The organism is Pseudomonas sp. AB39(2026), from assembly GCF_059831485.1.
In genome coordinates this window covers 1,917,426-1,942,653 of record NZ_CP195212.1, presented here as the reverse complement: position 1 = coordinate 1,942,653, position 25,228 = coordinate 1,917,426, and the positions used below count along the sequence as shown (strand labels likewise).

Annotated in this window: 22 protein-coding genes and 2 pseudogenes; 15 read left to right on the top strand and 9 right to left on the bottom strand. The window is 60.6% G+C overall.

Translation table 11 applies throughout. The features are described from left to right. Window positions 1-12 precede the first annotated feature (12 nt). Together sctV and ACSAMW_RS08655 are read right to left on the bottom strand one after the other, a co-directional pair. The gene (sctV, locus tag ACSAMW_RS08660) at window positions 13-2,109 is read right to left on the bottom strand and encodes a type III secretion system export apparatus subunit SctV (RefSeq protein ID WP_500593561.1); all 2,097 of its coding nucleotides are present in this window, start codon (window positions 2,107-2,109) and stop codon (window positions 13-15) included. After that, window positions 2,097-3,245 (bottom strand): hypothetical protein, encoded by a 1,149-nt coding sequence (locus ACSAMW_RS08655; protein ID WP_500593560.1) that lies wholly within the window; start codon window positions 3,243-3,245, stop codon window positions 2,097-2,099. Before ACSAMW_RS08655 ends, sctV begins: the two co-directional genes overlap by 13 nt. A gap of 247 nt (window positions 3,246-3,492) precedes the next feature. Between ACSAMW_RS08655 and ACSAMW_RS08650 the strand changes: the two genes are divergently transcribed. Continuing rightward, entirely contained in the window at window positions 3,493-4,038 is a 546-nt protein-coding gene (locus tag ACSAMW_RS08650) for an RNA polymerase sigma factor (RefSeq protein WP_500593559.1), read from the top strand. Between the two features lie 20 nt (window positions 4,039-4,058). On the opposite strand, the gene ACSAMW_RS08645 is transcribed toward ACSAMW_RS08650, so the two are convergent. Next, on the bottom strand, window positions 4,059-5,033 hold the full coding sequence (locus tag ACSAMW_RS08645; protein WP_500593558.1) for an alpha/beta hydrolase fold domain-containing protein: 975 nt from the start codon (window positions 5,031-5,033) through the stop codon (window positions 4,059-4,061). A gap of 165 nt (window positions 5,034-5,198) precedes the next feature. On the opposite strand from ACSAMW_RS08645, the gene ACSAMW_RS08640 reads away from it, so the two are divergent. The 4 genes and pseudogenes from ACSAMW_RS08640 (at window position 5,199) to ACSAMW_RS08625 (ending at window position 8,803) form a co-directional block, all read left to right on the top strand. Continuing rightward, complete coding sequence (locus tag ACSAMW_RS08640; protein ID WP_500593557.1) at window positions 5,199-6,338, top strand: glutathione-independent formaldehyde dehydrogenase; 1,140 nt, start codon at window positions 5,199-5,201, stop codon at window positions 6,336-6,338. Between the two features lie 237 nt (window positions 6,339-6,575). Then, a pseudogene (locus ACSAMW_RS08635) lies at window positions 6,576-7,097 on the top strand (MCP four helix bundle domain-containing protein); the annotation flags it as partial. Between the two features lie 72 nt (window positions 7,098-7,169). Further along, complete coding sequence (locus tag ACSAMW_RS08630; RefSeq protein ID WP_500594006.1) at window positions 7,170-8,228, top strand: methyl-accepting chemotaxis protein; 1,059 nt, start codon at window positions 7,170-7,172, stop codon at window positions 8,226-8,228. A 65-nt stretch (window positions 8,229-8,293) separates the two neighbouring features. Beyond that, entirely contained in the window at window positions 8,294-8,803 is a 510-nt protein-coding gene (locus ACSAMW_RS08625; RefSeq protein WP_500593556.1) for a hypothetical protein, read from the top strand. 33 nt (window positions 8,804-8,836) lie between these two features. Here the strand turns inward: ACSAMW_RS08625 and pnuC are convergent, their stop codons facing one another. After that, a complete protein-coding gene (gene pnuC / locus ACSAMW_RS08620; RefSeq protein WP_500593555.1) occupies window positions 8,837-9,415 on the bottom strand; it encodes a nicotinamide riboside transporter PnuC in 579 nt (192 codons plus the stop codon). Between the two features lie 250 nt (window positions 9,416-9,665). Here pnuC and ACSAMW_RS08615 point away from each other — a divergent pair. The 4 genes and pseudogenes from ACSAMW_RS08615 to ACSAMW_RS08600 all read left to right on the top strand — a co-directional run. Beyond that, window positions 9,666-10,727 (top strand): annotated as a pseudogene (locus ACSAMW_RS08615) (methyl-accepting chemotaxis protein); the annotation flags it as partial. After that, window positions 10,719-11,582: a methyl-accepting chemotaxis protein gene (locus ACSAMW_RS08610; RefSeq protein WP_500594005.1), complete on the top strand. Its 864-nt coding sequence runs from the start codon at window positions 10,719-10,721 to the stop codon at window positions 11,580-11,582. The pseudogene ACSAMW_RS08615 and the gene ACSAMW_RS08610, both read left to right, overlap by 9 nt. Window positions 11,583-11,694: 112 nt before the next feature. Next, window positions 11,695-12,885: a hypothetical protein gene (locus ACSAMW_RS08605; protein WP_500593554.1), complete on the top strand. Its 1,191-nt coding sequence runs from the start codon at window positions 11,695-11,697 to the stop codon at window positions 12,883-12,885. Window positions 12,886-13,044: 159 nt separating this feature from the next. After that, a complete protein-coding gene (locus tag ACSAMW_RS08600) occupies window positions 13,045-13,518 on the top strand; it encodes a hypothetical protein (protein ID WP_500593553.1) in 474 nt (157 codons plus the stop codon). Here the strand turns inward: ACSAMW_RS08600 and norR are convergent. After that, window positions 13,515-15,095, bottom strand: a complete 1,581-nt coding sequence (gene norR / locus ACSAMW_RS08595; protein WP_500593552.1) for a nitric oxide reductase transcriptional regulator NorR — start codon at window positions 15,093-15,095, stop codon at window positions 13,515-13,517. The genes ACSAMW_RS08600 and norR overlap by 4 nt on opposite strands. A gap of 123 nt (window positions 15,096-15,218) precedes the next feature. Here norR and hmpA point away from each other — a divergent pair, with 123 nt between their 5' ends. The 3 genes from hmpA to ACSAMW_RS08580 are packed head-to-tail and all read left to right on the top strand — an operon-like array spanning window position 15,219 to window position 18,135. Next, window positions 15,219-16,406, top strand: a complete 1,188-nt coding sequence (gene hmpA / locus ACSAMW_RS08590) for an NO-inducible flavohemoprotein (protein WP_500593551.1) — start codon at window positions 15,219-15,221, stop codon at window positions 16,404-16,406. Window positions 16,407-16,444: 38 nt separating this feature from the next. Further along, window positions 16,445-17,512, top strand: a complete 1,068-nt coding sequence (locus ACSAMW_RS08585) for an NAD(P)H-dependent flavin oxidoreductase (protein ID WP_500593550.1) — start codon at window positions 16,445-16,447, stop codon at window positions 17,510-17,512. Window positions 17,513-17,559: 47 nt separating this feature from the next. Next, window positions 17,560-18,135 (top strand): isochorismatase family protein, encoded by a 576-nt coding sequence (locus ACSAMW_RS08580; protein ID WP_500593549.1) that lies wholly within the window; start codon window positions 17,560-17,562, stop codon window positions 18,133-18,135. Between the two features lie 64 nt (window positions 18,136-18,199). Here the strand turns inward: ACSAMW_RS08580 and ACSAMW_RS08575 are convergent, their stop codons facing one another. The 3 genes from ACSAMW_RS08575 to ACSAMW_RS08565 all read right to left on the bottom strand — a co-directional run bounded on the left by ACSAMW_RS08575 (window position 18,200) and on the right by ACSAMW_RS08565 (window position 21,594). Continuing rightward, window positions 18,200-19,291 (bottom strand): FUSC family protein, encoded by a 1,092-nt coding sequence (locus ACSAMW_RS08575; protein ID WP_500593548.1) that lies wholly within the window; start codon window positions 19,289-19,291, stop codon window positions 18,200-18,202. Between the two features lie 231 nt (window positions 19,292-19,522). Beyond that, entirely contained in the window at window positions 19,523-20,677 is a 1,155-nt protein-coding gene (locus ACSAMW_RS08570; RefSeq protein WP_500593547.1) for an epoxide hydrolase family protein, read from the bottom strand. Beyond that, window positions 20,677-21,594 carry an NmrA family NAD(P)-binding protein gene (locus tag ACSAMW_RS08565; protein WP_500593546.1) on the bottom strand — a complete coding sequence of 306 codons (918 nt, stop codon included), beginning with the start codon at window positions 21,592-21,594 and terminating at the stop codon, window positions 20,677-20,679. Before ACSAMW_RS08565 ends, ACSAMW_RS08570 begins: the two co-directional genes overlap by 1 nt. 115 nt (window positions 21,595-21,709) lie before the next feature. Here ACSAMW_RS08565 and ACSAMW_RS08560 point away from each other — a divergent pair, with 115 nt between their 5' ends. Together ACSAMW_RS08560 and ACSAMW_RS08555 are read left to right on the top strand one after the other, a co-directional pair. After that, complete coding sequence (locus ACSAMW_RS08560; protein ID WP_500593545.1) at window positions 21,710-22,336, top strand: TetR/AcrR family transcriptional regulator; 627 nt, start codon at window positions 21,710-21,712, stop codon at window positions 22,334-22,336. Between the two features lie 347 nt (window positions 22,337-22,683). Beyond that, window positions 22,684-23,166 (top strand): hypothetical protein, encoded by a 483-nt coding sequence (locus ACSAMW_RS08555; RefSeq protein ID WP_500593544.1) that lies wholly within the window; start codon window positions 22,684-22,686, stop codon window positions 23,164-23,166. 131 nt (window positions 23,167-23,297) lie between these two features. Here the strand turns inward: ACSAMW_RS08555 and ACSAMW_RS08550 are convergent, their stop codons facing one another. Further along, window positions 23,298-24,230 (bottom strand): DMT family transporter, encoded by a 933-nt coding sequence (locus ACSAMW_RS08550; RefSeq protein WP_500593543.1) that lies wholly within the window; start codon window positions 24,228-24,230, stop codon window positions 23,298-23,300. Between the two features lie 74 nt (window positions 24,231-24,304). On the opposite strand from ACSAMW_RS08550, the gene ACSAMW_RS08545 reads away from it, so the two are divergent. Next, on the top strand, window positions 24,305-25,159 hold the full coding sequence (locus tag ACSAMW_RS08545; protein ID WP_500593542.1) for a LysR family transcriptional regulator: 855 nt from the start codon (window positions 24,305-24,307) through the stop codon (window positions 25,157-25,159). Window positions 25,160-25,228 lie beyond the last annotated feature (69 nt).

The following is a 25,228-nucleotide window of genomic DNA, read 5'->3' as shown; positions in this document are numbered from 1 at the left end:
TGTGACCTCACGTCAGGCGGCATAGGGGTTTTCCAGCGCGTCCATTTCTTCTTCCAGCTCGAAGCGGCCCATCACTTTCACCTGGGAGGTGGCGCCGATTTCGGCATACGACATCACCGGTACATGGTGGAACTCTTCCTGCAAGAGCGTGCGCAGCGGGCTGCGCAGGTCCTGGGCCACCAGTAGCACGGCTTTTTCCCTGGCCCGTACCGGAAATGCCAAGTGCAACTGCTGCACCAGCAACTGGCTGGTTTCGTTACCCAGCGCGAAGAAGGTTTCGGTCTGGGTCTGGCGCAGGCCATCGCGCAGGATGCCTTCGCTTTCCGGCGTCATGAGCCAGACTTGCAAACCGTCGTCACCGGCATACTGGTGGTACAGCTGGGATTTCAAGGCGATACGCACGTAGTCCGTCAGCGCAGTCACTTCCCGCTCGTACTGGCCATGTTCGATCAGGGTTTCAGCGATCACCCGTACCGAGCGTAGGGGAACGCATTCGGAGGCCAGCCGTTGCAGTACTGCAGCAAAGCGTGCCAGGGGTACGGCCCGTTGCATTTCCTGGGCAACTTCGGGTTGCTCCGATTCAAGCCAGCTCAGAATGGCCCTGGCTTCCTGCAAGCCGATGAACTTAGGCCCGCAGGCATGCAGGGCTCGCTCCATACGTTCGATGATCAGGGTATGGGCACTGACAATGTCTGGGTGCGCCTCCATGTCGGCAACCGTCTCGCTGGGCAGCCAGAGCCAATCGGCCTCCTGACGCTCAGCCAGCCCTGCAACGGCCTCATCGGCCTGCTGAGCAAATACATCAGCGGGCACCGCCGTGTGGCTATGAGTGAAGGTGGCTCGTACCAGCGGTACCTCGTACACGTTGAAGCGAAACTCATCCGGCGCCAGATCGTTAGAATGCTCGATGACGAAGGAGGGCAGGGTAAGGCCATACTGGACCACTAGGCGGTTGCGCCGCTGACGGATTTCGGTCACCAGCGCCTCCACGTGCCCCTGGCTCTGGGAGGGGTGGAATTGCAACACGAACTGCCGGCTGGGCGAGAAGGTACGCAGGTCTTCGTGGCCGTTGAATTCAGGTGCTACCGCTTCAGCGTCGCCGATGGCTGCCGAAGGGCGTGCACGGTACAGCTGCAACGCACCGCCCACGCCACAGATGATGGAAATGACGATAAACACGGCGGTAGGCATGCCGGGCAGGGCAGCGAAACCCAGCATGGCCACGGCCGCGATGATCCAGGCCTTGGGCTGGCTGGTGATCTGCTCAGCGATTTCCCGGCCGATATTGGTAGGCACGCCCCCGTCATTGTTGGGTACGCGGGTGATGACGATACCGCAGGTAACCGAAATCAGCAGTGCCGGGATCTGTGCGATCAGGCCGTCACCAATGGTCAGTACTGTGTACAGCTGCAAGGCATCACCGGCTGACATGCCGTGCTGCACCACACCGATGGCGATGCCGCCGATCATGTTGATGGCCACGATGATCAGGCTGGCGATGGCGTCGCCGTTCACGAACTTCATGGCCCCGTCCATGGCACCGAACAGTTGGCTTTCTTTCCCAAGTTCCGAACGCCGCGTGCGGGCTTCCTGAACAGTGATCAGGTTGGCACGCAGGTCGCTGTCGATGGACATCTGCTTGCCAGGCATGGCATCAAGAGTGAAGCGTGCGCCCACTTCGGCCACACGCTCCGAACCCTTGGTGATCACCAGGAAGTTCACTACCGTGAGGATCATGAAGATCACCATGCCCACGGCCAGGTTGCCCCCCACCACGAACTGGCCGAAGGCTTCCACGATGTGGCCCGCATCCTGGTTCAGCAGAATCAGGCGGGTGGTGGAAATCGACAGCGCCAGGCGGAACATAGTGGTGAGCAGCAGCACGGCCGGGAATGTAGAGAACGCCAGGGGCCGGGGCAGGTGCATGGCCAGCATGATCAGCAGGCAGGAGATACAGATGTTAATGGCGATCAGCACGTCCACCAGCGCAGTGGGCATGGGGGTGATCATCATGAACACGATCGCAATGACTACGAAGGCGCCAACGATCTCTGAGCGGCGCATAGCCGCCAGGGCCACGCCATTGAGTAAGTTGATTACGCGTTCCATAAATCGCTGTTCTCCTGGATAAGCTTTTGTTCCTCAGCCGTCATGAGGGTGCCGAGTTCGAGGAGGTTGTCCTGGGCGGCGTGGTAGTTCTTGACAGGGCCCCACAGCGGCCTGTGTACCTTGTAAAGCAGAATGTTCCTGATCCCGTTCAGGCACGCCAGCTGATCGCGCAGGCGCTTGCCGCCAATCAGCTCCAGCAGCGTGCGAGTATTTTCAATTGGCATCTTGTGCCCCGCCAAAGCGAACAGTTGGTGCAGCAAGGCAACGCCTTCCACTCGTAGCTCAGGGTTCTTGCTGCGCATATGGGTCAAAAGATCTTCACAGGCGCGCTTGAGTGTCGCCACATGGGTGGCTGTGGTCATCCCGTTCATCAATGGTCGGGTTTGCGCCTTTGCATTGGCCGCTGCTGCAGAGGCGATGTCCTTGGCCATCTTCGACTGCACTTCTCTAAGCGAGATGTCGGACTTACCGTGCTCGCGCATGTCTTCCAGCAAAGCTTCCAATAGCCCGATCACGTTATGCGGGCCGTCGACCGCAGCGTTGTACATCGCCTCCTGGGTGGCGCCTCTGGGGCCTGTGGCGCGCGCGCGCCCTCCACGAAGGGTGGCCTTGCGGTTATATCTAAGCGCACGAGACACATCCTTGCGCATCTTCTGCGCCATCTCGCGCAGCTCGTTGCCCTCTTTGGGTTGTCCCTCCTGATGCGCTTGTCGAGCGGCCTCTTGCAACCATGACCAGGCTACGCCTACATCCCCCTCAGACTCCTGCAGTACACGAGCGGCGATGTTTTGGTAGGTCGGGGCTGCGAGCCCAGGAAGGTTGCGAAGGTCGCGACGCAAGTCGCGCACCTTCGTGTCTACGGATTTTTTATAAGCTGCATTGAGCTCGCGGCTGATCTGGCCGGATTGCGCCGCCTGCGACCTCAGGCCATTGAGGGTTCTTGCCTGATCCCGCCGGTCATGGGTATCGGCCTGTTGTACAAGCGACGCATCATCTTTCAGGTCACCCAGCTTCTGATCGGCAAACGTCTTGGCGGCCGCATCTCCTGTCCCTGGCCGCAAGTTGGCAGGTGTAGAAGGAGGCGGCACCGGTGACAGGTGGCTGGTCTGCGGTATGACGGGAGGTGCGATTTTCATAGCGCGCTTCTGCTCAGGTGATACGCCTGAGTGGTCGAAGCGCTAGGCCGGTTCCATGCGCGCTACGCGCAGAGCTTTTGTGCAAAACCTCGCACCTGGCCATGCAACATTTTGCAAAAACTTGCCCTAGATAACACTGTTTCGAAAGGTGAATATCTTTTAAATCAATTGTTTATGAAACATTCTTCATATGGCACAACTATCGCAATACAGCTAGGGCCACTTCATCCATAAAAGGTAAGTTCCCATGCAAACGAATTGCGTACTCGGCAACGGTGCTCATACCCAACCGGCCAGCGCTATCCGTCACCTGACCTCTGACCAGGTACAGATGCTGCGTGCCTTCATTCACAAGCGCGTGATGAACCCAGACGATGTGGACGACCTTTTGCAAGGCACCTTCCTTGAGGCCATCCGTAACGAGCACAAGTTCCAAGGCTCTAGCAAGCCTCAAACCTGGCTGTGTGGGATTGCCCTGAACCTGATCCGTAACCACTTCCGCAAAATGTATAACCAGCCTTACCAGGAAAGCTGGGAAGAGCAGGTGCATTCAGACGGGCACCCTGGCCGTGACATCGGCCATCAGGTAGATGGTCATCGCCAGTTGGCGCGTGTGGTGGTCGCCATTGGCCAGCTTTCGACCCACATGCAGCAGGTGATTGAAGTGAGCCTGGAGATGGATGGCAATTACCAAGACACCGCCTCGTCCCTGGGTGTACCGATCGGCACGGTACGGTCGCGCCTTTCCCGCGCACGTGAGCAACTCAAGCGGCAGATTGGCGCTTCGATCTGAATGGCCGGCATACGGAGCACTCAAGGTAGCGACGCTGCAATGCGCTGGTTGATCCAGGCATGCGTACGGGCCACTACTTCATCAGCCATGGCTGTGGGGAAGTGAATAAAGCCATGGGGCGCGCAAGGCACGAGGTGGGATTCTACGGGTGCCGACGCCCCCCACTGTTCGGCAAGCATCAAGGTGTCATCGCGCAGGGGGTCAAGTTCACCTGCGAGCAAGAGTGCAGGCGGCAGGCCATTGAAGTCCCCATACAGGGGTGACAACGGGGCTTGCGCGCGCTGGGCATCGGTCAGGCCTGGCGTAAGCCTGCGAAACGCAGCCACCATCCCTGGCCCGTCCAGCACCAGCGTGTCTGCCTTGGCAGTTCGCACGCTAGGCGTACCCGTGAAGTCGTACACCCCGTAATACAGCACGGCACCGGTGATGCGCTGCAAAAGTGCTGGCCATTGCTTCAGCGCCAATAACGTGGCCGCCGCCAGCTGCCCACCCGCCGACTCACCTACCACGATCACAGGCAGGCTCGCGAATTCCGGATGATCCTGGCTCAGCAGCGACCGGGCCGCCGTGAGGCAGTCCAGCATCAGACCTTCAATGGGGGTTGAGGTCGCCAGCCGATAATCCACGGACACCACCGTCACCTGGCAGGCGTTGACCATGGCCACGTTGAGGTCGTCGTTCATCTGCGCATTGCCGATCACCCAACCTCCGCCATGAATATCGATCACCAGAGCACGCGCTGGGCCATTGGGCCGAAGAATGCGTACGGGTACTTGGTGGCCGTTACAGCTCAGCACCTGTTCCTGGGCCTGCAGGCCGTGCCGAGCGAGCTTGGCAGGGCTGCGCAGTTGCCCTATGCGTAGCAATGCCTGAATGGCCAGGGGTGTAAAACGGTTGCGAATACGAAACCTGGGCAGCCAAGCCAGGGTTTTGTTGAAGCGGCGCGCTTGCGCCAGGGCCTGCTCACTCCAGTGCCACGGTGTTTCGTTTTCCACGGGTGTCCCTCTCGTTTGGCTGGCCCAGAGCGCCAGCGGCTGTTTCGGTATAGAGCGCACTGTCTCATCCGCCGTTCGTCCGGGTTCATGCATTGCGTAGGAACGGTGCCAGTGAAAGGAAGGCCACATCCCTTGCTTGCCTGTTTGTTAACTGTGGAGGACATCATGAAAGCAATCGTCTACAACGGCCCACGCGACGTCAGTGTTCAGAACGTGCCCGATGCCCGGATTGAGAAACCCACGGACGCTTTGGTCCGCATCACTACTACCAATATCTGCGGCTCAGACCTGCACATGTATGAAGGCCGTACCAGTTTCGAGACGGGCCGCGTGTTCGGCCACGAAAACCTGGGAGAGGTGGTCGCCGTAGGCCAAGGCGTAGATCGCGTAAAGGTGGGTGATCGTGTCTGCCTGCCGTTCAATATCGGCTGTGGTTTTTGCGCCAACTGCGAGAAGGGCCTGACCGGGTTCTGCCTGACGGCCAACCCCGGCAGTGCAGGGGCGGCCTATGGTTTTGCAGAAATGGGCCCCTACCAGGGCGGGCAGGCTGAGCTGCTGCGCGTGCCCTATGCCGACTTCAATTGCCTAGTACTGCCTGAAGATGCCCAGGAAAAGGAAGACGACTATGTGATGTTGTCGGATATTTTTCCCACTGGCTGGCATGCCACTGAGCTGTCTGGCCTGATGCCGGGCGAGAGCATTGCTATCTATGGCGCGGGCCCGGTGGGCCTGATGGCTGCCCATTCGGCCATGATCAAAGGCGCGTCCCAGGTGTTTGTAGTGGACAATCACCCCGACCGCCTGAAATTGGCGGAGAAGATGGGCGCCATCGCCATCAATTCCCTTGAGAGCGAGGCCGTTGAGCAGATCCTGAACCATACCAACGGCCAAGGCACAGACCGCGGCTGCGAATGCGTGGGCTACCAATGCTGTGACAAGCACGGCCATGAAGCCAACCACTTGACCATGAACAACCTGGTGGCCTCAACCAAACCTACGGGTGGTATCGGCGTGGTGGGCGTGTTCGTTCCCCAGGACCCTGGTGCTAAGAGTGACTTGGCCAAAGAAGGCAAGATGGCCTTCGACTTCGGTTCGTTCTGGTTCAAAGGCCAGTACATTCGCACCGGCCAAGCCAACGTGAAGCAATACAACCGTCGCCTGGCCGAACTGATCCATCATGGCCGTGCCAACCCTGCGCAGATCATTTCCCACCGTTTGAGCCTGGCCGAAGGCCCGGAGGCGTATAAGCACTTCGACGCCCGGGATCAAGGCTGGACCAAGGTAGTGCTCAAGCCCGCCGCCTGACCACGTCGCTGCCCCGGCTACCGAGCGCAGCCGGGGTAGCAGTGCTTATTCTTATCAGCTGCTATGCAGTACCGCACACACACATAGGCAGCCACGCTCGTGTCTGCGTTTTTTGCGGATAGAGCCAGACTATGAAGTTTTATTTAAAAAATAATTGGTGCGCCAAGGAATTTCTTCATTAAATTGACGCCAAATAGTTGATGGCCTGGAGCCATCCTTCCCAGGCTTCGGTTCCCCATGAGCATTCCTATGAACAACTCCCTTTCTTTGGCCACACGTATCGGCTTAGCGTTCGCAGCGGTGGTGTCCCTGATCGTTGTTATTACAGCGGTCGGCATCCAGCGCGTGAGCGTGATCGACCACACCTTGTCCAATGTCAGCCAGAACGCAGCGCTGGTGCAGCGCTATGCAATCAACTTCCGTGGCAGCGTTCACAACCGCGCTATTGCTATTCGTGATGCGGTGCTGGTCAACAATGACCAAGACTTGGCCACGCACTTGAATGAAGTACGGCAGCTGGAAGCGGTGTATGTGGAATCGGCCAAGCCCATGGACCAGTTGTTCGCAGACCGCCCTGTGACCGCCCAAGAGCAGAGCCTGCTCACGGCTATCAAGGACATCGAACGCAAAACCCTGGCCTCTTCTGGCGAAGTGGAGGCCTTGCGTCGTTCCGGTGATATCGCCGGTGCCCAAGCCCTGCTGCTGAACAAGGCCTCGGCTGACTACAGTGAATGGCTCAAGCGTATTAACGCCCTGATCGATTTCGAAGAAGCTTCCATTCATGGCCACCTGAGTGATGTGCAGCAGACAGCAGGGCAGTTCAGCTGGCTGATGCTGGTGGTCACAGGCGTAGCCCTCTTATTGAGCATTGTGCTGTCCACGTTGATCATTCGCTACGTGAAACGGACCCTGGGTGCAGAGCCTGCGGACGTGGCACACGCCATTCGCCGGTTGGCTGACGGCGACCTTAACCAGACCATTACCACTCGTTACCCTGATAGCGTGATGGACGTGCTAGGCAAGGCCTTGGCCAACCTGCGCGGTACCATTGGCCAGGTACGCCTCGCGGCCTCGCAGCTCAGCCAGTCGTCCGCACAGCTTCAAACGGCGTCGTCGAGCAACAACGAGCAGATCAGCCTGCAAACCTCCGAAGCCCAGCAGATTGCGGCCGCCATCACACAGATGGCGACCACTACCCATGAGGTCTCGGGGTATGCCGTACAGGCGGCCAGCGCCACGCGCCAGGCCGACACTCAGGTAGAAGGGGGCAACCAGATGGTAGCCGCCAGCGCAGTGGCCATCGGTGAACTGGCGCAGATTCTGGAGCAGACCACCTCCACCATGGAGCGGGTAACCACTGACAGCGCGCGCATCGAGACCGTGATCGAGGTGATCAACTCCATTGCGGCACAAACCAACCTGCTGGCGCTTAACGCGGCCATTGAAGCGGCCCGTGCTGGTGAGCATGGCCGAGGCTTTGCAGTGGTGGCTGACGAAGTGCGGTCCCTGGCCAACCGCACGCAACTGTCTACTCAGGAAATTCGTGACATGATCAGTGTGCTGCAGGAAGGCACGCAGAGCGCAGCCAAGGCCATGCGCCACAGCTGTGAGCTGGCCGAGCGGTCGGTCGAGCAAACCCGTCAGTCCCAACAGGCACTGGACAAGATCAGTGTGGAAGTTGGGGCCATTAATGACATGAACGCCCAGATCGCCAGTGCCTCCTCGCAACAGACCGCCGTGGCGGAGGAAGTGGCCCAGAACATCACCCGTATCCACGGCTCCACCCTGCAATCGGCGTCGGGCTCCAAGGAAGTCGCGGCCTCCAGCCAGGCGCTGGCTAAATTGGCAGACCAGCTCACCGACAAAGTCGCGTTCTTCAAGATCGCCTAAGGCTTGGTCACGGTTTGGCTCATGGTTGAGGTAGCATGCTCCGTTGCTTTCCAAGGAGCCTTACCATGAGCCGCCGCTTGATCCTGATGTGCCTGCTTGCCTTGCCCCTGTTGCCTGCTGAAGCGGCCAAAAAGCCCGACCCCAAACCACAAGCCAGCCTGGGTATCACGCCAGCGGCGCTACAGGCGGGCGTCAAGAAATACATTCAGGAGGAAGCGGACTGCCGCTCGGTCAGCTTTGGCGAGACCAAGACGTTGAAAAAGGGCACCAGGGTACGGCAGCGGCTTGAGCGTGACGGGGCACAGGTGGACATGACCCTGGATGTGTCCAAGGCCGGTAATGTGTCCAATGCCCGCTTTGCTGCACCCACCAAGGACCCCGCCCATTTGACGGTGATGCTGTGTGCCACCTATGCGGTGATGCGCACTTTGCAGCCTAAGGGGCAGGCACTGGATAGCGCTCGCACCACGGCCTTGGACGTATGGCAGAAGGCGCAGCAACAGAAGGTACAGGTGCCGTTTGCTTCCCATCAGTTCAGGGCACAGATGCAGCCCTTTGAGCTGAACGTGTTGTAGCCGTGAGCGCCAACTGTGTGTTGGCAACGTGCGTCATGGCAGCGCTGGCGTGGAGCGGGCTGCCACGCTGTGTTGCCATGCCCTCAGCCCATACACGGCCAATATGATAAAACCGGCGTACAAGGCCGCTGTCAGCGGCAGCGCCTTATAGTAGTACAGCCCGGTATACACCAGATCCAAGGCGATCCATAGCCACCAGCTGGCAATGTACCTTCGAGCCGCCCAGTAACTGGCAACCAGGCTGTAGGCGGTCAATGTGGCATCTAGCCAAGGCACCTCGGCATCCGTGAAATGGGCCATGCCAGCGCCCAGCAACAGCGCCAGCAGCCCGCCCACCACCAGGCTGACCACGGCGACCTGTAGTGGTAGCCGATCCACGTGTACACGGCCTTCGTCCATTCGGCCCGCTCGCCATTGCCACCAGCCATAGCCCTGCATGAACACGAACACGACCTGCAGCAGCATGTCCGAGTAAAGCTTTACGTCGTAGAAAATCCACACATACAGCAGCACGGCAATCACATTGACCGGCCAGCACCATGGGGTGCGCCGGGCGGTCAGCCATACGCCGAGCACGTTGACCAGCACGGCAAGTATTTCCAGGTTGGACATGACGGTTTCCTTAAGACGTTTACAGTGCCTGGCGCTAGAAAGCAGGGCACTGCCTAGTATGAGGGCGAACATACCCTTGAACCGCCTTTATGCCCACTCCCGTTGCGAACGACCTACCAAATGTACGCGCGTAGTCAAGAAATGCGCACAGCGGTCGATAGCCAAAGGTTGAATACGCACGCCCAGCACCCTGAAGCCCTCCGGTACACCCGGCTTGCATGGCAGGGCGAGTCAAATTTTGGAGGAATGCATGAAAACCTGGTTTGAAAACATCAGTGTGACCGCCAAGCTATGCTTGGGTTTTGCCGTGGTGCTGGTGTTAACAGCCCTGCTGGCGCTCACGGGCTGGAATAGCCTGGAAGGCCTGATCCAGCGCAGTAACTGGATGAGTGACATTTCGCAATTGAATAGCGCCCTCACCAACCTGCGTATTTCACGCCTGCAATACATGGTCGCCGACGGCGATGACGCCGCTGCGCAGGTCGTTAAGGTAAAGCTGGACGCAGCTATGGTGCAGCAGCAGAAGCTGCTGGTCTCGTTCAAAAGCCCAGAGAACGTGAAGCGCCTGGAAGAGCAGAACCAATACCTCAAGGGCTACCAGGTGTCCTTGGCGCACATGCGTGATGCGTACACGTCCAGCATTGCGCACCGAAAAGCCCTGCATACCTGGGAAGACACGGTTACGGCCCAAATCGCCAGCCTGGGCAAGACAGCCGCGCAGTCGAGCGACGATGCGGCGGCAATGGCACGGTTCCAGGCCATCACCCAGGTGCGCGAGCAGTTCCAGGCGACCCGTTACGACATCCGGGGGTACGTGCACACCATTAACGCTGAGAACGAAGCCACAGCCTTCTCACAGATCGACGCTACCATTGCCGCCGTACCTGCCTTGCAGGGCGCGCTGTCGGGTGACCCGGCCCGTTTCGATGAATTGAGCACCAGCCTGGCGGCTTACCGTCGCGCGCTGGCCGACTTCAAGGCCGATACCGTTAATATCAACAGCGCCCGCGCTGAAATGACTGACCAAGGCAACGGCATTCAACGCCTCAGCGATGAGCTGTACCAGTTGCAGATCGACCGCCGCGACCAGGAGAGCCAGCACGCACGCGTGGTTCAGGTAAGCGCCGCGTTGCTGGCGCTGATACTGGGCGCTTTGGCCGCCTGGCTGATCACGCGCCAGATCACCAAACCGCTGCAGCAGACCCTTGCTGCGGTGGAACGCATCGCCGCGGGTGACCTTGGCAGCACCATGACGGTGACACGCCGGGACGAACTGGGCGTATTGCAGCAGGGCATCCAGCGCATGGGCGCTACACTGCGCCAGTTGATCACCGGCATTCGCGACGGGGTTACCCAGATCGCCAGCGCGGCCGAGGAACTGTCCGCCGTGACCGAGCAGACCAGTGCAGGCGCCAATACCCAGCGGGCCGAAACCGACCAGGTAGCCACGGCCATGCACGAAATGACCGCCACGGTGCAGGAAGTGGCACGCAGTGCCGAGCAAGCCTCCGAGGCAGCCGTGGTGGCTGACCACGAAGCCCAAGCGGGCGACAAGGTGGTGGGTGAAGCCATTGCACGCATTGAGCGCCTGGCCGAGGAGGTGCGCGGTTCCATGGACGCCATGACCAACCTGCAGGCCGAAAGTAACAAGATCGGCAGCGTGATGGACGTGATCAAGGCGGTGGCCGAGCAGACCAACCTGTTGGCGCTTAACGCTGCCATCGAAGCGGCGCGCGCCGGTGAAGCTGGGCGCGGTTTCGCTGTGGTGGCTGATGAGGTACGCGGCTTGGCCCAGCGTACGCAGAAATCCACCGAAGAAATCGAAGGCCTGGTGGCGGGCTTGCAGAACGGCACCAAGCGAGTGGTGGACGTGATGCTGAGCAGCCAGGCCTTGACCGACAGCAGCGTGGAGCTGACCCGGCGTGCTGGTGGCTCACTGGAGAACATCACCCGTACGGTGTCCAACATTCAGGCCATGAACCAGCAAATCGCCACGGCGGCTGAACAGCAAAGCGCTGTTGCTGAAGAGATCAGCCGTAGCATCGTGAACGTGCGTGATGTGTCGGAGCAGACCGCGACTGCCAGCCAGCAGACGGCCTTGTCCAGTGCTGAACTGGCGCGCCTGGGCGGCAACCTGCAAGCGTTGGTCGGGCATTTCAAGGTGTAACCGTGCGGTAAGGGCGGGGCCTGCGCAACGGGCCCCGCGCGCCAGGTGGAACCGAGCGCGCTTGGGGGCCACTCAGGGATACGTTATTTATTCGTATCACAGGCCCGTTACCATGACCGTTATTCGATCAGGCGCATCGTCGCCTGCTAGTGTGATAAACACGCCTATTAGTGATGGCCATGAGGCGATCCCTGCTCGCCCTAGCTCACCGGCTCCGGTGCAACATAACCCTTCACTGCTTCCCAGACCTAATGCTCAAGCTCCGAAACCCAGGGTCAACCCGCTCATAGCGTCTCGGTTCCCTGAGGCCGGCGCCATTCCGGCGAGTAAGAGTACAACAGCGCACACGGCTGGGAGAAATCTTGAAAATGTCCCCCAAGAAATATTTGACGCCATTGTTGAGCACCTTCCTACAACGCCTGACCGCATCCCGCTCAGACAAACTAGTGCTGCCTTGCGCTCAAACCCTGGGTTGAGGTCTGAAGTACCAGACGAGGCGATAAAGGCCTGGTCCGCTTTGCGGCGGGGGAAAAGCCTTACTGCCTTAGACAGTGTCATAAAACACCTGCCAAGTGCCAACAATCACGACAAGATGGCTGTTGCTACTGAGTTTTTGAAGCATGGCCTCAAGCGTGAGGAAGATCCGGAACACCTCCCGCACCTCGAACACTTGTACCAAGCGTCGAGCAACATTATTGCCAATCACCCCGAGACCGGAAAGGCGCTGATTAAAGGCTTGTTCGATTATGGCGTAGGCTACTTGCCTGCAGGTACGCGTGGCGCTGGGCTTGGCCATGTCAGCCAGGCGGTCAAGGTACACGCTGATACTCTGGGAGCCTCCGCAAAAGGAAAAGATACAGATCAACTAAAGCAGCTGGCTGCCCAGTTGGCCGAAATGAATGACGTCATGACTGAGGTGCATGATAAGTTCTCGGCTGTAAGACAGGCGGAGCCTATAGAAAATGAAGCAGGGAACCAATTTGCCAAAATGGCGAGATCGATCACCGCTGCCGAGAAAATGCACGGCTTTTCTTTGATTCGTCAGATACCTGACATGAAGCTACCCAGCGCGCATGGGAATTCCGTATTGAGGCTTATGAACGAGATGACGGACGAAGAGGCCGCATTGAAACTGACACTTGCCAATGAACTGGTAGGCCAATTCGATAAACTGGAACTCGATGATGCTGCTCAGTTTATTTCTCAAATCAAGAGTTCTCTACAGCCTCAACAGAATCAAACACAAGCGGCTGCGTTGATTAAACAATTGGATAAGCTAAAGGCACAGCACACCATGGCATAGCGCAGCGCAGGGGTGTTGTCATAGTAGGTGCAGCAAAGTGCGGGTACGAGGAGGAGACTTAGGTTGGAGGATCAGCACATGCCCGGCGTGGTCCACTGAACCCTTCTGTTTTAAAGCCACTCTTATCAGTACCCACACCGCGCACAAGGACTGAAACCAATGCCCCTCAGTAGCCTGCTCTCCTCACTATTGATTGGCGCCGTGGCCAGTTGCCGGTCCATGACGCCCATGGCAGCCATCGCCGCCACACGGCTGGCGGGGCACGTTACCCCAGGCCGCCTGCTGCTGCTGGACCGCCCCTTGTTCAAGTACGGGGCGCTGGCCATGGGCATCGGCGAGCTATTGGGCGACAAGATGAAGTCCGCCCCGGACCGGACCGTGTTCCTGGGGCTGTCAGCACGGGTGGCCAGTGCCGGGATTGCGGGTGCTGCCCTAGCTCCGCAGGGCAAGGAAAACGCAGGTGCAGTGGCTGCAGTGGCCACGGCGGTTCCCTTGGCTTACCTTTCCTTGGCTGCCCGCAAGAAGGCCATCACACAAGTGGGCCAGACCCGCAGCGGCCTGGTTGAAGACGCTCTGGTGGTAACAGCGGGCGCGGCCATTGTGTATTTCGCCACCCGCGCTTACCGCGATTAACCCTTCCCAATGCCCAGGCGGGCGGCCAGCCGCGCCAGGTTGGCACGGTCAAGCCCCAGGCTTCGTGCAGCCGCAGACACATTGCCCCCGTGCTGCGCCAAGGCCTGCTCCAGCAATTGCCGCTTGTAGGCCTCCACGGCTGCGCTGAAATCCAGGTAGGCAGGTGCCTCCTCCCCGCTATCCCCCGCGGACGGTGCTTGCATAGGAGGCGGTGGGGCAGGCAGGTCTATGTCCTCCAGCAGCAGGGATAGCACGCCCTTGCGGCCTGCCTGAGTAGCGCGCCTTTTAGCTTTCAATACCGCTCGGGCAATCAGGTATTCCAACTCTCGAACATTACCCGGCCAGGCGTAGTGAAGCAGGGCACTGTGAACTTCAGGGGCCAGGCGCAGGGCAGGCAGCCCCATGCGCCAACGGTTTTCTTCGGCAAACGCCCCGGCCAGCAACAGAATATCGCCCTGGCGCTCTCGCAACGAAGGCACCCGAAGCGGATAAGCGCTTAGCCGGTGGTACACATCTGCGCGGAAACGCCCTTCACGGACTTCATCGGCCAGTAACCTGTTGGTGGCGGCGATCAGGCGAATATCCACCCGGTGGGGCTTGTCCGAGCCTACTCGTTGCAGTTGCCCATCCTGCAACACCCTCAACAACTTGGCCTGCACCGCTAGGGGTAACTCACCCACTTCGTCCAGGAACAGGGTGCCACCGTTGGCCATTTCGAACTTGCCCAGGCGGTGTTCGATGGCGCCCGAGAACGCGCCCTTCACGTGCCCGAACAGTTCGCTTTCCACCAAGTGCTCGGGCAGGGCCGCACAGTTGACGCTCACCATAGGCCGGTCGGCGCGCGTGGATTGCTCATGCAACCGCCGCGCCACGAGCTCTTTTCCCACACCGGTTTCGCCGGTAATCAACACAGTCAGGTCGCTGGGCGCCACCAGGTCGATTTCGGCCAGCAATTGCGTGAAACTGGGGCTGTTGCCAATCATCGCCGGGGCAGGGCGGTGGGCGGCCAGGCGGTAGGCCTCTGCGCGCTGGCGCTCACCTTCTACCTTTTGCGCAAGGGCTTCGAACTGGGAGGCCGCCACCACGGTAGCGGCGGCAAAGGTGGCGAAGGTGTCTACCACCTGCAAATCGATATCGGAAAACTGCCCCACGTTCAATGCATCCAGAGTCAGGGCACCCCACACCTGGTCGTTGATCCTGAGCGCGCACCCCATGCAGTCGTGAACGGGCAGCGGGCTTGAGCCGATCAGCCCGTCGTAAGGGTCGGGCAGTTCGCAACCCGCCTCGAACAGCACCGCACTTGGGCTGTCCACGATCGCCTGCAATCGGGGATGGTTGCGCACGGGGTAGCGCCGGGCCAGGGCATCTTCAGCCAACCCATACGCTGCCACTGGCACCAGTACGTCGCCGTCGAGCCGCAGCAGCGCCACGGCATCTGAAGGCACCAGCTCGCCCAAAGCGTCTAGCACGCGACGGTAACGGGTGCTTGGCGCTACGTCTGCACTGAGGTCACTTAGCAAAGGCAACAAGGCATGAAAAGCGTTGACCTGCTGAGTCGATAGGACCTGATGTGGCATAGATGAAGTCTTTTTGACCTGGGTTAAAAAGACTTTTTACGGGGTTGGAGGCCGTGTTTCAAGGGCTCTCGCGCTGGCATACCCCTTGCTCATGCCCCTGTAGTCATTTATCGGAGCTACCCCATGTTGACCGACGCCCAGCGCCACATTGTCAAAGCCACCGTTCCGCTATTAGAAGCAGGAGGCGAGGCGCTGACCACGCATTTCTACCGGCTGATGCTGGACGGCCACCCTGAAGTCAGGCCCTTGTTCAACCAGGCGCACCAGGCCAATGGCGCCCAGCCACGGGCGCTGGCCAATGCTGTATTAAGGTATGCCCGCCATATCGATCACCTGGAAAACCTCGGGCCGCTGGCGGGGCAAATCGTCAACAAGCATGTGGCCCTGCAGATTCTGCCGGAGCATTACCCGATCGTTGGGCGCTGCCTGCTTCAAGCCATGGGTGAGGTGCTGGGGCCTGAGGTGGCCACTCAAGCGGTAATCGACGCCTGGGCAGCGGCGTATCAGCAATTGGCAGACCTGCTGATGGCTGCTGAGGCCAGCCGTTATGAGGCAATCGCCATGGCCCCAGGGGGATGGCGAGGGGCCAGGGTGTTCACCGTGCTGCGCCGGGTCGTGGAAAGCCGCGAGATCACCTCGTTCTACCTGGCGCCGACCGACGGGAAGCCTGTGATCCGCCACCTGCCAGGGCAATATATCGGGCTTCGGCTGATGGTTAACGGCCAGGACATACGGCGTAATTATTCATTGAGCGCTGCTGCCGACGGCACCACCTACCGCATCAGCGTAAAGCGCGAACCTGGCGGTGTAGCGTCCAACTACCTGCACGACTGTGTGGTGGAGGGCACCCAGGTAGACCTGTTTCCGCCCTCGGGCCACTTCACCCTCACTCACAGCCCTAAACCTTTGGTGCTCATCAGTGGCGGGGTTGGCATTACCCCCACGCTGGCCATGGCCCAGGCGGCCCTTGATCACGGCGGCCGCCCGGTGGTGTTCATTCACTACGCCCGCAATGCACAGGTACAAGGGTTCCAGGGCATGCTACAAGCCTGGGGTGAGGCCTACCCACAGTTCCGCAGTCACGTGGTCCATGCCCAGGCCTGCCATGCGCCCGAACAGGCACCTGATGCGGTGGGTTACCCTAGCGCCGAGCACCTTCAGGCCTGGCTGCCCTGCAACCGGGACCTGGACGCCTACTTCCTGGGGCCTACGCCCTTCATGGCGTTCATGAAGCGAACCCTTCAAGGGCTTGGGGTGCCAGCGGCGCAAACCCACTACGAATTTTTCGGCCCGGCCGAAGCGCTGGCGTGACTGACATTGTTTGATAGCACTGTAAGGGAGGCCAATTGATGGACGTTCACGAACCCTTTGCCCGGCTGGGTATTCAACGCCCCATCCTCCAGGCGCCCATGGTAGGCGTGTCCACACCCAGGCTGGCGGCTGAAGTCTCCAATGCCGGCGCCCTGGGCGCCATTGGCCTGGGTGCCAGCACCCCTGCGCAGGGGCGTGACCTCATTCGGCAGACACGCGCGCTCACCAATCGGCCTTTCAATGCCAATGTGTTCTGTCATCGGCCCGCTGTGCTTAATGGGGCCAGGAATGAAGCCTGGTTGAAGTACCTCGGAGGCCTGTTCGCTGAGCTGGGCGCTACACCGCCATGTGCCCTGCAGGAAATCTATACCAGCTTCCTCGCCGACCGGGCCATGCTGGACATGCTGCTGGAGGAGCGCCCTAGCGTGGTCAGTTTTCACTTTGGCGTACCGGTTGACGCGTGGGTTGAAGAGCTGAAGGCTGCAGGTATCTATACCTTAGGGTGCGCCACCACCCTGCAGGAAGCCCGTCAACTGGAGCAGGCCGGTGTTCAGGCCATTGTGGCCCAAGGGTACGAGGCCGGTGGCCACCGCGGTGTGTTCGACGACAGGCCAGGGCAGGACCACCAACTGGGGCTGTTTGCACTGCTGCGCACAGTGGTCTCGCAGGTCGACCTCCCAGTGATCGCAGCGGGCGGCATCATGGACGGTGCCGGTATTCGTGCAGCCATGGCACTCGGTGCCGCCGGCGCCCAGTTGGGCACAGCGTTCATTCTATGCCCGGAGTCCTGCGCCACCCCGGCACACCGGGCGGCGCTCTGCAGCGACCAGGCTTACGCCACACGGGTCACCCGCTACCTGTCCGGGCGGGCGGCGCGGGGTATCGTCAACCGCCTGTACCTGGAAGGCCACGCACCGGGCATACCCGAACCTGCCGAGTACCCCTTGGCCTACGACGCCGCCAAGGCGTTGCACGCCGCGGCCAGTGCCAAGGGTAACCAGAGCTTTGCAGCGCAGTGGGCCGGGCAGGGCGCGCCGTTGGCCAGGGCGCTGCCGGCGGCAGCGTTGGTGCAGATGTTGGTTCAGGAGATGGCGGCTGCGAAATAGGTGCTGCGTGTAGTACGTTCGCGGTACTGGAAACCAGGATAACCCCTATGACACCCCACTGCGCCCCCGTTCCGCTGATTGTCCTTGATGTTCAGGAAGCCATTGACCGCCCCAACTGGGACGGCAAGAACAACCCTGGGTACCTGGCTGTCATCCAGCGGCTGCTGGGCCTCTGGCGAGCCAGTGGCTGGCCAGTGCTGCATGTGAAGCATGACGAGCCGACGGTGACATCAAGCTACTACGTGCACGGCCCCTGGAACGGTATCAAGGCGCAGGTAGCACCTGTTGAGGGCGAGGTGGTCATCGTCAAACAGCAAAATTGCGCGTTTATCGGCACGGAGCTGGACGCGGCGTTAAAAACACTGGGCGCCAGGCGTTTCGTGCTCACCGGGGTGGTGATTCACAACAGCATGGACGCCACCGTTCGGGCTGGGAAGGCACTCGGGTACGACATTCTTCTGCCTGCCGATGCCACCACCGCAGTGCCCGTCACGGGCGCCCAGGGAAAGGCCTGGAGCGCTGAAACCGTGTATGACCTGACGCTGGCCATACTGAACGGTGAATACGCCACCGTGCTAGCGGCCAGTGAGATCGTGGAACAGCTTGGTTTACCAAACGCTTAGTTACGCTCAGGCCAGCGAATTGCACACCGCAGGCGACGTATTCGGGTGCATCTGTACTGCGTTTTCAATCAGGCGCAACTTGAACCGAATGTGAAAAATTCCAGCGGGGTGCCGTCTTGGCCAGGCGTTGGCGCATGTCATCTACGTTTGCGGCCAACTGCTGTGTCATCGCACGGTAGCCATCCAGCGCAGGGTAGGGCAACGCCTCGGTCGGCTGGCCAGCGAGGCGGTCCGTGCCACGCAGCAGCCGCCCGCTGTTGCCGTCTCGCAGGGCACGGGCCATGCCCACCAACTGCCGCCGGATAAAGCGGTGTTCGGCGGCCAGGGAACTGCGCAGCGCGGCCATGGCGGCTTTATCATCGGCAGGGGGGCGGGTGTCAGCCAGAATCTCAAGGAAGGAAATGCACAGGCGCAGGTTGCGTTGCAGGGCGTCCAGTTCGGTCTGGGAAATATGCACTTCCTTGGACACCGATGCCATCAGGCCGCGTAGTTGCACCAGGGACGCGCTGAGCGTACGCATGCGTTTGAGGTGCGCATCGCTGGTCACTGCATCGCCGGCAACGATCCGGCCGTGCACCGCGGCACACTCGCGCAGCGTGCTGGCCAGGTTGTAACGCCAGGAATACACCGCATACAGCGGCAAGGCGAAAGAGAACGCCAAGGCCAGCACGTTGCCGATCAGGATATCTACCGTGCGCCACAGGCCATCAGACATGGGGTTGTCACCGTGGCCGGCCACGATGAACACGGTGATGGCCGACAGCAACGCGGTATAGCCCCCTTTGCCGATGGCGTGGTACGCGAAAAAGCCACAGGCCGTGGACATCAGCACGTAGGTCAGCAGCGACCAGCCCAGGTAGCTTTGCTGGGCGACGATCGCCAGCCCGATGACCGCGCCAATCAGCGTGCCATAAGCGCGTTCGGTGGCCTTGCGGCGAATGTTGCCATGGTGCTGCAGCCCCCCGATCACGATCAGCATGGTCACCGACGCCCACTCCCCATGTGGCAAGTGGATGCCGGTGGTCAGCAGAATGGTCGCTATCAGCCCTACGGACACGCGCAGTGCATGGATCAAGCGGGCGTGGCGGAAGCGGCGATAGGGGTCAAGCAAGGGGCGTAGCAAACGGCGCAACAGCAAGGGCAACGAGGCGGTCATTGAGGGGCTTCAGGTCACGGGTTGAACAGCGGCGGGCATGAGGCGCTCGTGGAGGGCGGACAAGGCGAGCGGCTGGCCGGGTGAAGCTTGAAAGGGTAGTAGTTGGGTGGGTTACAGGCAAGAAAAATGGGCGTTTGCATAAGGGATTGGGCCCTGCCGTGAGGGTGCGGCCCGGAATGGCCACACCAATCAATCACAACAGGCCCCAGCGTGTCCCCTAACAGAGCACTATCAACGCACGTTGCGGAAGGTTTCACGTACGTGCTCGGTCAACACCAGGGGGTTTTCCATGGCGGCAAAATGCCCGCCGTGTTCGGCTTCGGCAAAGAATTGAAGGTTGTAGAAACGCGCCTGCGCCCAGCGCCGTGACAGGCGAAGCAGCTCACCGGGGAACATGCTGATACCCACAGGTAAGGCCAGCGCCGGGCCGGGGCCCTGCTGTTGCATTTCGCCCATGGCCTCCCAATAGAAGCGAACCGAGCTAGGGCCCGCATTGGGCAGCCAGTACAGCATGATGTCGTCGATCAAGGCATCAAGGTCAATGACACGTTCAGGCTCGCCTTGGCTGTCGGAGGCATCCTGGAATAACGCGTACACCCAGGCAGCCAGGCCAACGGGGGAGTCTGCCAGGGCAAAGCCGATAGACTGCGGCCGGGTGCTTTGCACTTTCATATAGCCGCTGAGCTCACGCTCGTAGCGCTGGGCATCGGCGAGCATACGCGCCTCTTCTGGTGTGGCCTGTGCCATTTCTTCTGCAGTGGGGCGGTACATCACCATGTTCAAGTGAATGCCAACCAGGCCCGGCGGGCTCAGGTGCCCAATGGCCGTGGTGACGGCGGCGCCCCAGTCCCCACCTTGGGCCGCCCAGCGCTCGCCATACCCCAGGCGGTCCATTAACTGTACCCAGGCGGCAGCCGTTCTACCGACACCCCAACCCGGTGTACGTGGCTTGTCACTGAAACCAAACCCCGGCAACGCCGGAATTACCAAGTGAAACGCATCGCTGGCTTGGCCACCATGGGCCGTTGGGTCCGTGAGCGGCCCGACCATGGCCCTGAACTCAAGAATGGAGCCTGGCCACCCATGGGTCAGCAGCAGTGGCAGGGCGTCAGCATGGGGCGAGCGTATGTGCAGAAAGTGAATGCCCAGGCCATCGATTTCGGTACGGCTGCTGTTCCAGTGGTTGAGCTGGGCCTCGGTTGTTCGCCAGTCATAGCCGCTGCGCCAGCGCTCGACCAACGCCTGGATACGGTGGAGGCGTGGCCCCTGGCTATTGTCGGACACGGTCTCCGGTGCCGGCCAACGCACTTGGGCCAGGCGCTGGGCCAGGTCATCCAGGTGTGCTTGAGGGATATGCAGGGGGAAGGGTTCGATAAGGTGGGCCATCACTGTGCTCCTGGCGCATAGGTACGGGCCAATGTGTCACGGGCAGAGGCCCATTCACGGTGGCCATAGCGGTCATTATCCACTGTGAGCAGCGTGCCGCGGCCACTCATCATGTCTCGCAGGTACTGCATGCCCTGCCAGGCAGGGAAGGGGTTGTCGGTGGCTGGCGTCAACGCGCGCGTCACACCGATAAGGGTCGACAGCACGCCTATAGATCCAGGGCGCAAGGTGCGGTAGGGCTTGCCTGTCAGCTCGGTCAGGGTGTCTGCAATCTGCACAGGGGACAGGCTGTTGCCGGCAATGCGCAGGGTGCGCGGGGCTTGGGGGTCCAGTGCGGCTGCCGCGGTAAACGCCGCCACATCGTTCTTGGCGGTGAAGTTCAGCGGCTGGTACGGGTCGCCGAAACACAGCACACGGCGCCCTGGCAGCACGAGGGGCGCATCCCCTTCCAGCAGCTCCAGGAACCCGCCGTTGAGGATGGAAGTGGCCTTTAGGGTGGTGGCATCGAGCCGGCTGGCGAACTGTCGGCGCAGGTCCATGTTGCGGTTATCGCCAGGCCGGGTGCGGGTGTAGTCGAGGCAGTAATCGGAGGGAATGAACCTGGGCACGCCCGCTGCTAGGGCGGCCTCCAGTAGCCGCCCCTGCTGCTCGATGATGACGGGTTCCAGCCCGTTCAAGGCGGACACCACGCAGCCCGCGCCAGCGAGAACAGTTTCTAGCCTGCGGGTGTCATCCAGCGACACCGTAGCGATGGTGCAACCAGGGGCTTCAAGGCCGGCCAGCCGTGCTGGGGTGGTGCCTGGCCGAACCAGGGCGGTCACCCGAGCGCCGTGTTCCATAAGCGCCCGCACCAGGCGGCGGCCCAAATCGCCTGTGGCACCAGCCACCACAACAGGTGAAGCGTTAACGTGGTCCAAGAAGCGCCCTCTTGCTCAGGGTGAACAGGCGTAGAGACCGCCTGTCGTCAAAAGTGAATAACTGAACGGTAGCGTTTAGTTGACGATTGCGCAAGCCGGTTGTAAGTTGCCGACCATGACGTTGACCAAGCCCAAATCCAAAGGCGGCAGGCCCCGGCAAAGCCAGGCGGGCGAGGTAGAGCGCCGGTTGCTGGATGCCGCGCTTCAGTGCTTTCTTTCATCCGGTTTCGAAGGCGCCTCGTGCGAGGACATCGCTCGTGCTGCAGGCGCGAGCAAAGCCACCCTCTATGCCCGGTACGCCAACAAGGAAGCGCTGTTTGAAGCCGTGGTTCAGCGCCATGTGGTGACCTTGCTGGTGCCCGCCGAAGCCATCCCCGCACTGGCCTTGGAAGGGCGGCTGCGGCATGTGGGGCAGGGTATGCTTGAACACGCGCTGCAGCCGGGCACCTTGGCGATGATGCGCCTGGTGATCGCGACCGCGAACCGCGCGCCTGCATTGGCCGCTGAAGTGAATCGCATGGGCTGGGAAGGCGGGTTTTCACGCGTGCTCGCTGCCATTGAGGCCGGGCCGGACCAGCCTGCAGAGGCTGACGCGCTCGCCCGTCAGTTCGTTGACCTGGTATTTGCGCCTCACCAGCTTCGAGCTGTACTCGGCGAAGACCGCGCTCAACTGGTTCACACCATTCCAGAGCGCGTGGAGTGGGGCCTGAAGCTGGTCAAGGCCGCAGGTTTGCTGCACTGATTGTCGCCTTGCCTAGAGTCGGCAGGGCAACGCAGGCCAGTGAGCGCAGCCGTTGCTCGCCGAGCAGCCATCATCGGGTGAAATCCTGGTTGAAAGCGTCAAGCCTTTCCGTTTTGCCGAGCAGGAAGGCACAACGGATAAGCTGATCGCCAGCATGCTGCCTAAATAACGGCAGGTTTGACGGGTGCCGTTGCAACGCCCTTTGGAACCGACTTGGCCCTTGGTGCCACCTAAAGCCCGAGACGCCCGAGTTGCGAATCCCTTGCCTGGGGTTCTTACCCGCACGTGCTTGCCCACGCATTTGGCTAGGCAAGCATGTGCTATCTGATTCCATAGGAGCATTTTGCATGGCCCTTCCTCCCATTACCCCGCCTGGCTCACCCTCTATTCAACCACTTACGGGTCAACCGCTTACCTCCGGCTTGCCTACCCCACCCCAAACCCCGCAAAAGAGCGGCAGCGGCGTTATCGATTTCGGCAAGATCCCTCCATTGTCGCTGAATAAAAACGAAGTTGAGGAACCCGCTCAGAATGAACACGCCGACAAAGGCGGGTTCAGGGGCGCGATGGATAAAGTAGCCGACAAAACCTGGGCGATCCCTGGCTTTTCGGCGGTAACAGGCGGCATTGCAGACGGCGAGCCTGGGGTGGGTGGGGCGTTGAAAGGCGCCGCAGGGGGTGTGGGCGATGTTATGAAAAACAATGTGGAGAGCCTTAAGGGCTTGCCCACCTCACCTAATCAAGCCTTGCTGGGGGCGTATACGAAGAACGTTGAAAACTCCGATAGAGCACCGGAGTGGGCAAAAAAGGGTGCTGAAAAACTCGGCTAACCTTCGTGATACCTATGCAGTGGTCAGGGCCAGACAGCCGTGCCCGCTGCATATGACTGCGCTGCCACCCTGTGATTTTGGGCATCTTGGCGAAGACTGCCAAGGAGGTCGTGCTAGGCCATTGTTCTATCTCACGTACGACCGTTGGCCTCTGCCCGCACTACCCACCCGATACCGAGTATGGATACCGCCATTCCCGCCACCATCTGCCAGGACAAAGGCTCGCCAAACATGGCCCAGGCCCAGGCCAGGGTGATCGGTGGGCTAAGGTAAAGCACGCTGGAAACACGGGTAGCGCTGCTTCGGCGCAGGCACACCCAATACAGCCCATAGCCGCCGAACGTGGAGAAACCGGCGGTCCATAGCACGCTTAGGGCAAAGCCTGTGGTGGGCACCGGCGCCAGGCTGCCTTGGGTAAGCTCAATGGCGGCGAACACGAAGCTTGAGACGAAACACTGCAGCCATAGGTTGGGTAGCACGCCCATGGAAGAGGAGGTGCCGGCCCGTTTCTGCCACAGCGTTGCGACCGCCAGCGACAGCATGCCGGCAATGGGTAACCCATAGGCCCACAGCGGAGCATTGCCTAGGCCCAATGCGCCATGGGTCACCCATAGCACGCCTATCAGCCCCACCACCAACCCCAGCCACACCTGCCGCGCCAACCGCATGCCGAAAAACACCGCGCCCAGCAGTGCCATGCCCAAGGGGAGCAGGTCGGCGCATAAAGCGGTCAGCCCAGCCGGTACGCCCTGCTGGATACCCTGTGTTACGCCTATCATGTAACCGGCCATGGCCAGCAGGCCGATCCCGGAGTTTCGCAGCAGCACCCCAAACGGCGTGGTTCGCAGCGCCTTGTAAACAAAGGGAAGCAGCAGTAGGCATACCACCACACAGCGCCAGAACACCACCAGCAGCGCGGGAGCATAGTCGATGGAAAAGCGTGCACCGATAAACCCTGAACTCCAGGCCAGCAGCAGTGCGGCCTCCAACAAGGGCAGCGGCAGCTTGTGGCCCCAAGGGCGGCGGGTCGAGGGTTGGGTGCGGCTGGAAATAGGCTGGCTCATTCCCCAAGGCTAAGGAATGCGCGTAATCTAATAAATCAAAATATCCTGTATGAGTTGTTCACGAAGGTTGAAGCATGGCCGCCATTCTCGACATTGACTTGTTACGCACCTTTCAGGCGGTAGTACGCCTTGGCAAATTCAGCGCAGCGGCTGAACAGCTGCATAAAAGCCCGGCGGCCGTCAGCGTCCATATTCAACGCCTTGAAGCGATAGCAGGCGGGCGGCTTCTTGATCGTGATAACCAAGCCATTTCACTAACTGCCCTGGGCAAGCGCCTGCTGAACTCCACCTCAAGCCTGTTGCGGGTGCACGACCAAGCCTTGGCCGACCTTCACGGCACGCACTTGGTCGGGCGTATTACCTTAGGGGTGCCTGATGAGTACGCCACCCATGTCATCCAGGATATTCTTCCCACCTTTACCGCTGCCTGGCCCAATGTGGTGCTAGAGCTCAAGACTGCGCCAAGCGACACGCTGAAAGCCTGGGTAGGGCGGGGGACGTTGCAGGTTGCTGTCATTGCCCAGCCCAAAGGGGAGCTAGGCCCTGTTACCCAGATACTTACCTCAACCACCCCAGTCTGGGTAGGCCCTGCCCACAGTGCTTTGGCCTGTAGCGATCCCTTGCCGCTGGCTGTGCATGCCGTACAGTGCCCTTACCGCCAGGCGATGATCGGTGCGCTGAAAGTGGCAGGGCGCCGTTCCCGGATCGTGTTGGAAAGCACTTCCAATCAAGCGGTCAAGGCGTGCGTGGAGGCAGGCTTGGCCATTAGCGTGATCGACCGCGGCAGGGTCACCGAACGCATGCAGATCCTGGAAGGGCTGCCCGTTATTGCAGACTACGACATTGTGCTAATGCGCAGTGCAGCCTCCCAGGAAGAGGAGGCGGTAGACCGGCTGGCGCAGGCGATTCAGCAGGGGTTTAGGTTGTAGGTAAGGCCAGCGCCTGGGAAGTCATACGCTTTTGGCAGTCACCTTGCAGCTCCACTGGCTTCAGAAGCG

Excerpts from the sequence above, each read along its gene's own strand:
- sctV (WP_500593561.1), bottom strand. The coding sequence starts at position 2,109 with ATGGAACGCGTAATCAACTTACTCAATGGCGTGGCCCTGGCGGCTATG.
- ACSAMW_RS08655 (WP_500593560.1), bottom strand. The coding sequence starts at position 3,245 with ATGAAAATCGCACCTCCCGTCATACCGCAGACCAGCCACCTGTCACCG.
- ACSAMW_RS08650 (WP_500593559.1), top strand. The coding sequence starts at position 3,493 with ATGCAAACGAATTGCGTACTCGGCAACGGTGCTCATACCCAACCGGCC.
- ACSAMW_RS08640 (WP_500593557.1), top strand. The coding sequence starts at position 5,199 with ATGAAAGCAATCGTCTACAACGGCCCACGCGACGTCAGTGTTCAGAAC.
- ACSAMW_RS08630 (WP_500594006.1), top strand. The coding sequence starts at position 7,170 with ATGCTGGTGGTCACAGGCGTAGCCCTCTTATTGAGCATTGTGCTGTCC.
- ACSAMW_RS08625 (WP_500593556.1), top strand. The coding sequence starts at position 8,294 with ATGAGCCGCCGCTTGATCCTGATGTGCCTGCTTGCCTTGCCCCTGTTG.
- pnuC (WP_500593555.1), bottom strand. The coding sequence starts at position 9,415 with ATGTCCAACCTGGAAATACTTGCCGTGCTGGTCAACGTGCTCGGCGTA.
- ACSAMW_RS08610 (WP_500594005.1), top strand. The coding sequence starts at position 10,719 with ATGGGCGCTACACTGCGCCAGTTGATCACCGGCATTCGCGACGGGGTT.
- ACSAMW_RS08605 (WP_500593554.1), top strand. The coding sequence starts at position 11,695 with ATGACCGTTATTCGATCAGGCGCATCGTCGCCTGCTAGTGTGATAAAC.
- ACSAMW_RS08600 (WP_500593553.1), top strand. The coding sequence starts at position 13,045 with ATGCCCCTCAGTAGCCTGCTCTCCTCACTATTGATTGGCGCCGTGGCC.
- norR (WP_500593552.1), bottom strand. The coding sequence starts at position 15,095 with ATGCCACATCAGGTCCTATCGACTCAGCAGGTCAACGCTTTTCATGCC.
- hmpA (WP_500593551.1), top strand. The coding sequence starts at position 15,219 with ATGTTGACCGACGCCCAGCGCCACATTGTCAAAGCCACCGTTCCGCTA.
- ACSAMW_RS08585 (WP_500593550.1), top strand. The coding sequence starts at position 16,445 with ATGGACGTTCACGAACCCTTTGCCCGGCTGGGTATTCAACGCCCCATC.
- ACSAMW_RS08580 (WP_500593549.1), top strand. The coding sequence starts at position 17,560 with ATGACACCCCACTGCGCCCCCGTTCCGCTGATTGTCCTTGATGTTCAG.
- ACSAMW_RS08575 (WP_500593548.1), bottom strand. The coding sequence starts at position 19,291 with ATGACCGCCTCGTTGCCCTTGCTGTTGCGCCGTTTGCTACGCCCCTTG.
- ACSAMW_RS08570 (WP_500593547.1), bottom strand. The coding sequence starts at position 20,677 with ATGGCCCACCTTATCGAACCCTTCCCCCTGCATATCCCTCAAGCACAC.
- ACSAMW_RS08560 (WP_500593545.1), top strand. The coding sequence starts at position 21,710 with ATGACGTTGACCAAGCCCAAATCCAAAGGCGGCAGGCCCCGGCAAAGC.
- ACSAMW_RS08555 (WP_500593544.1), top strand. The coding sequence starts at position 22,684 with ATGGCCCTTCCTCCCATTACCCCGCCTGGCTCACCCTCTATTCAACCA.
- ACSAMW_RS08550 (WP_500593543.1), bottom strand. The coding sequence starts at position 24,230 with ATGAGCCAGCCTATTTCCAGCCGCACCCAACCCTCGACCCGCCGCCCT.
- ACSAMW_RS08545 (WP_500593542.1), top strand. The coding sequence starts at position 24,305 with ATGGCCGCCATTCTCGACATTGACTTGTTACGCACCTTTCAGGCGGTA.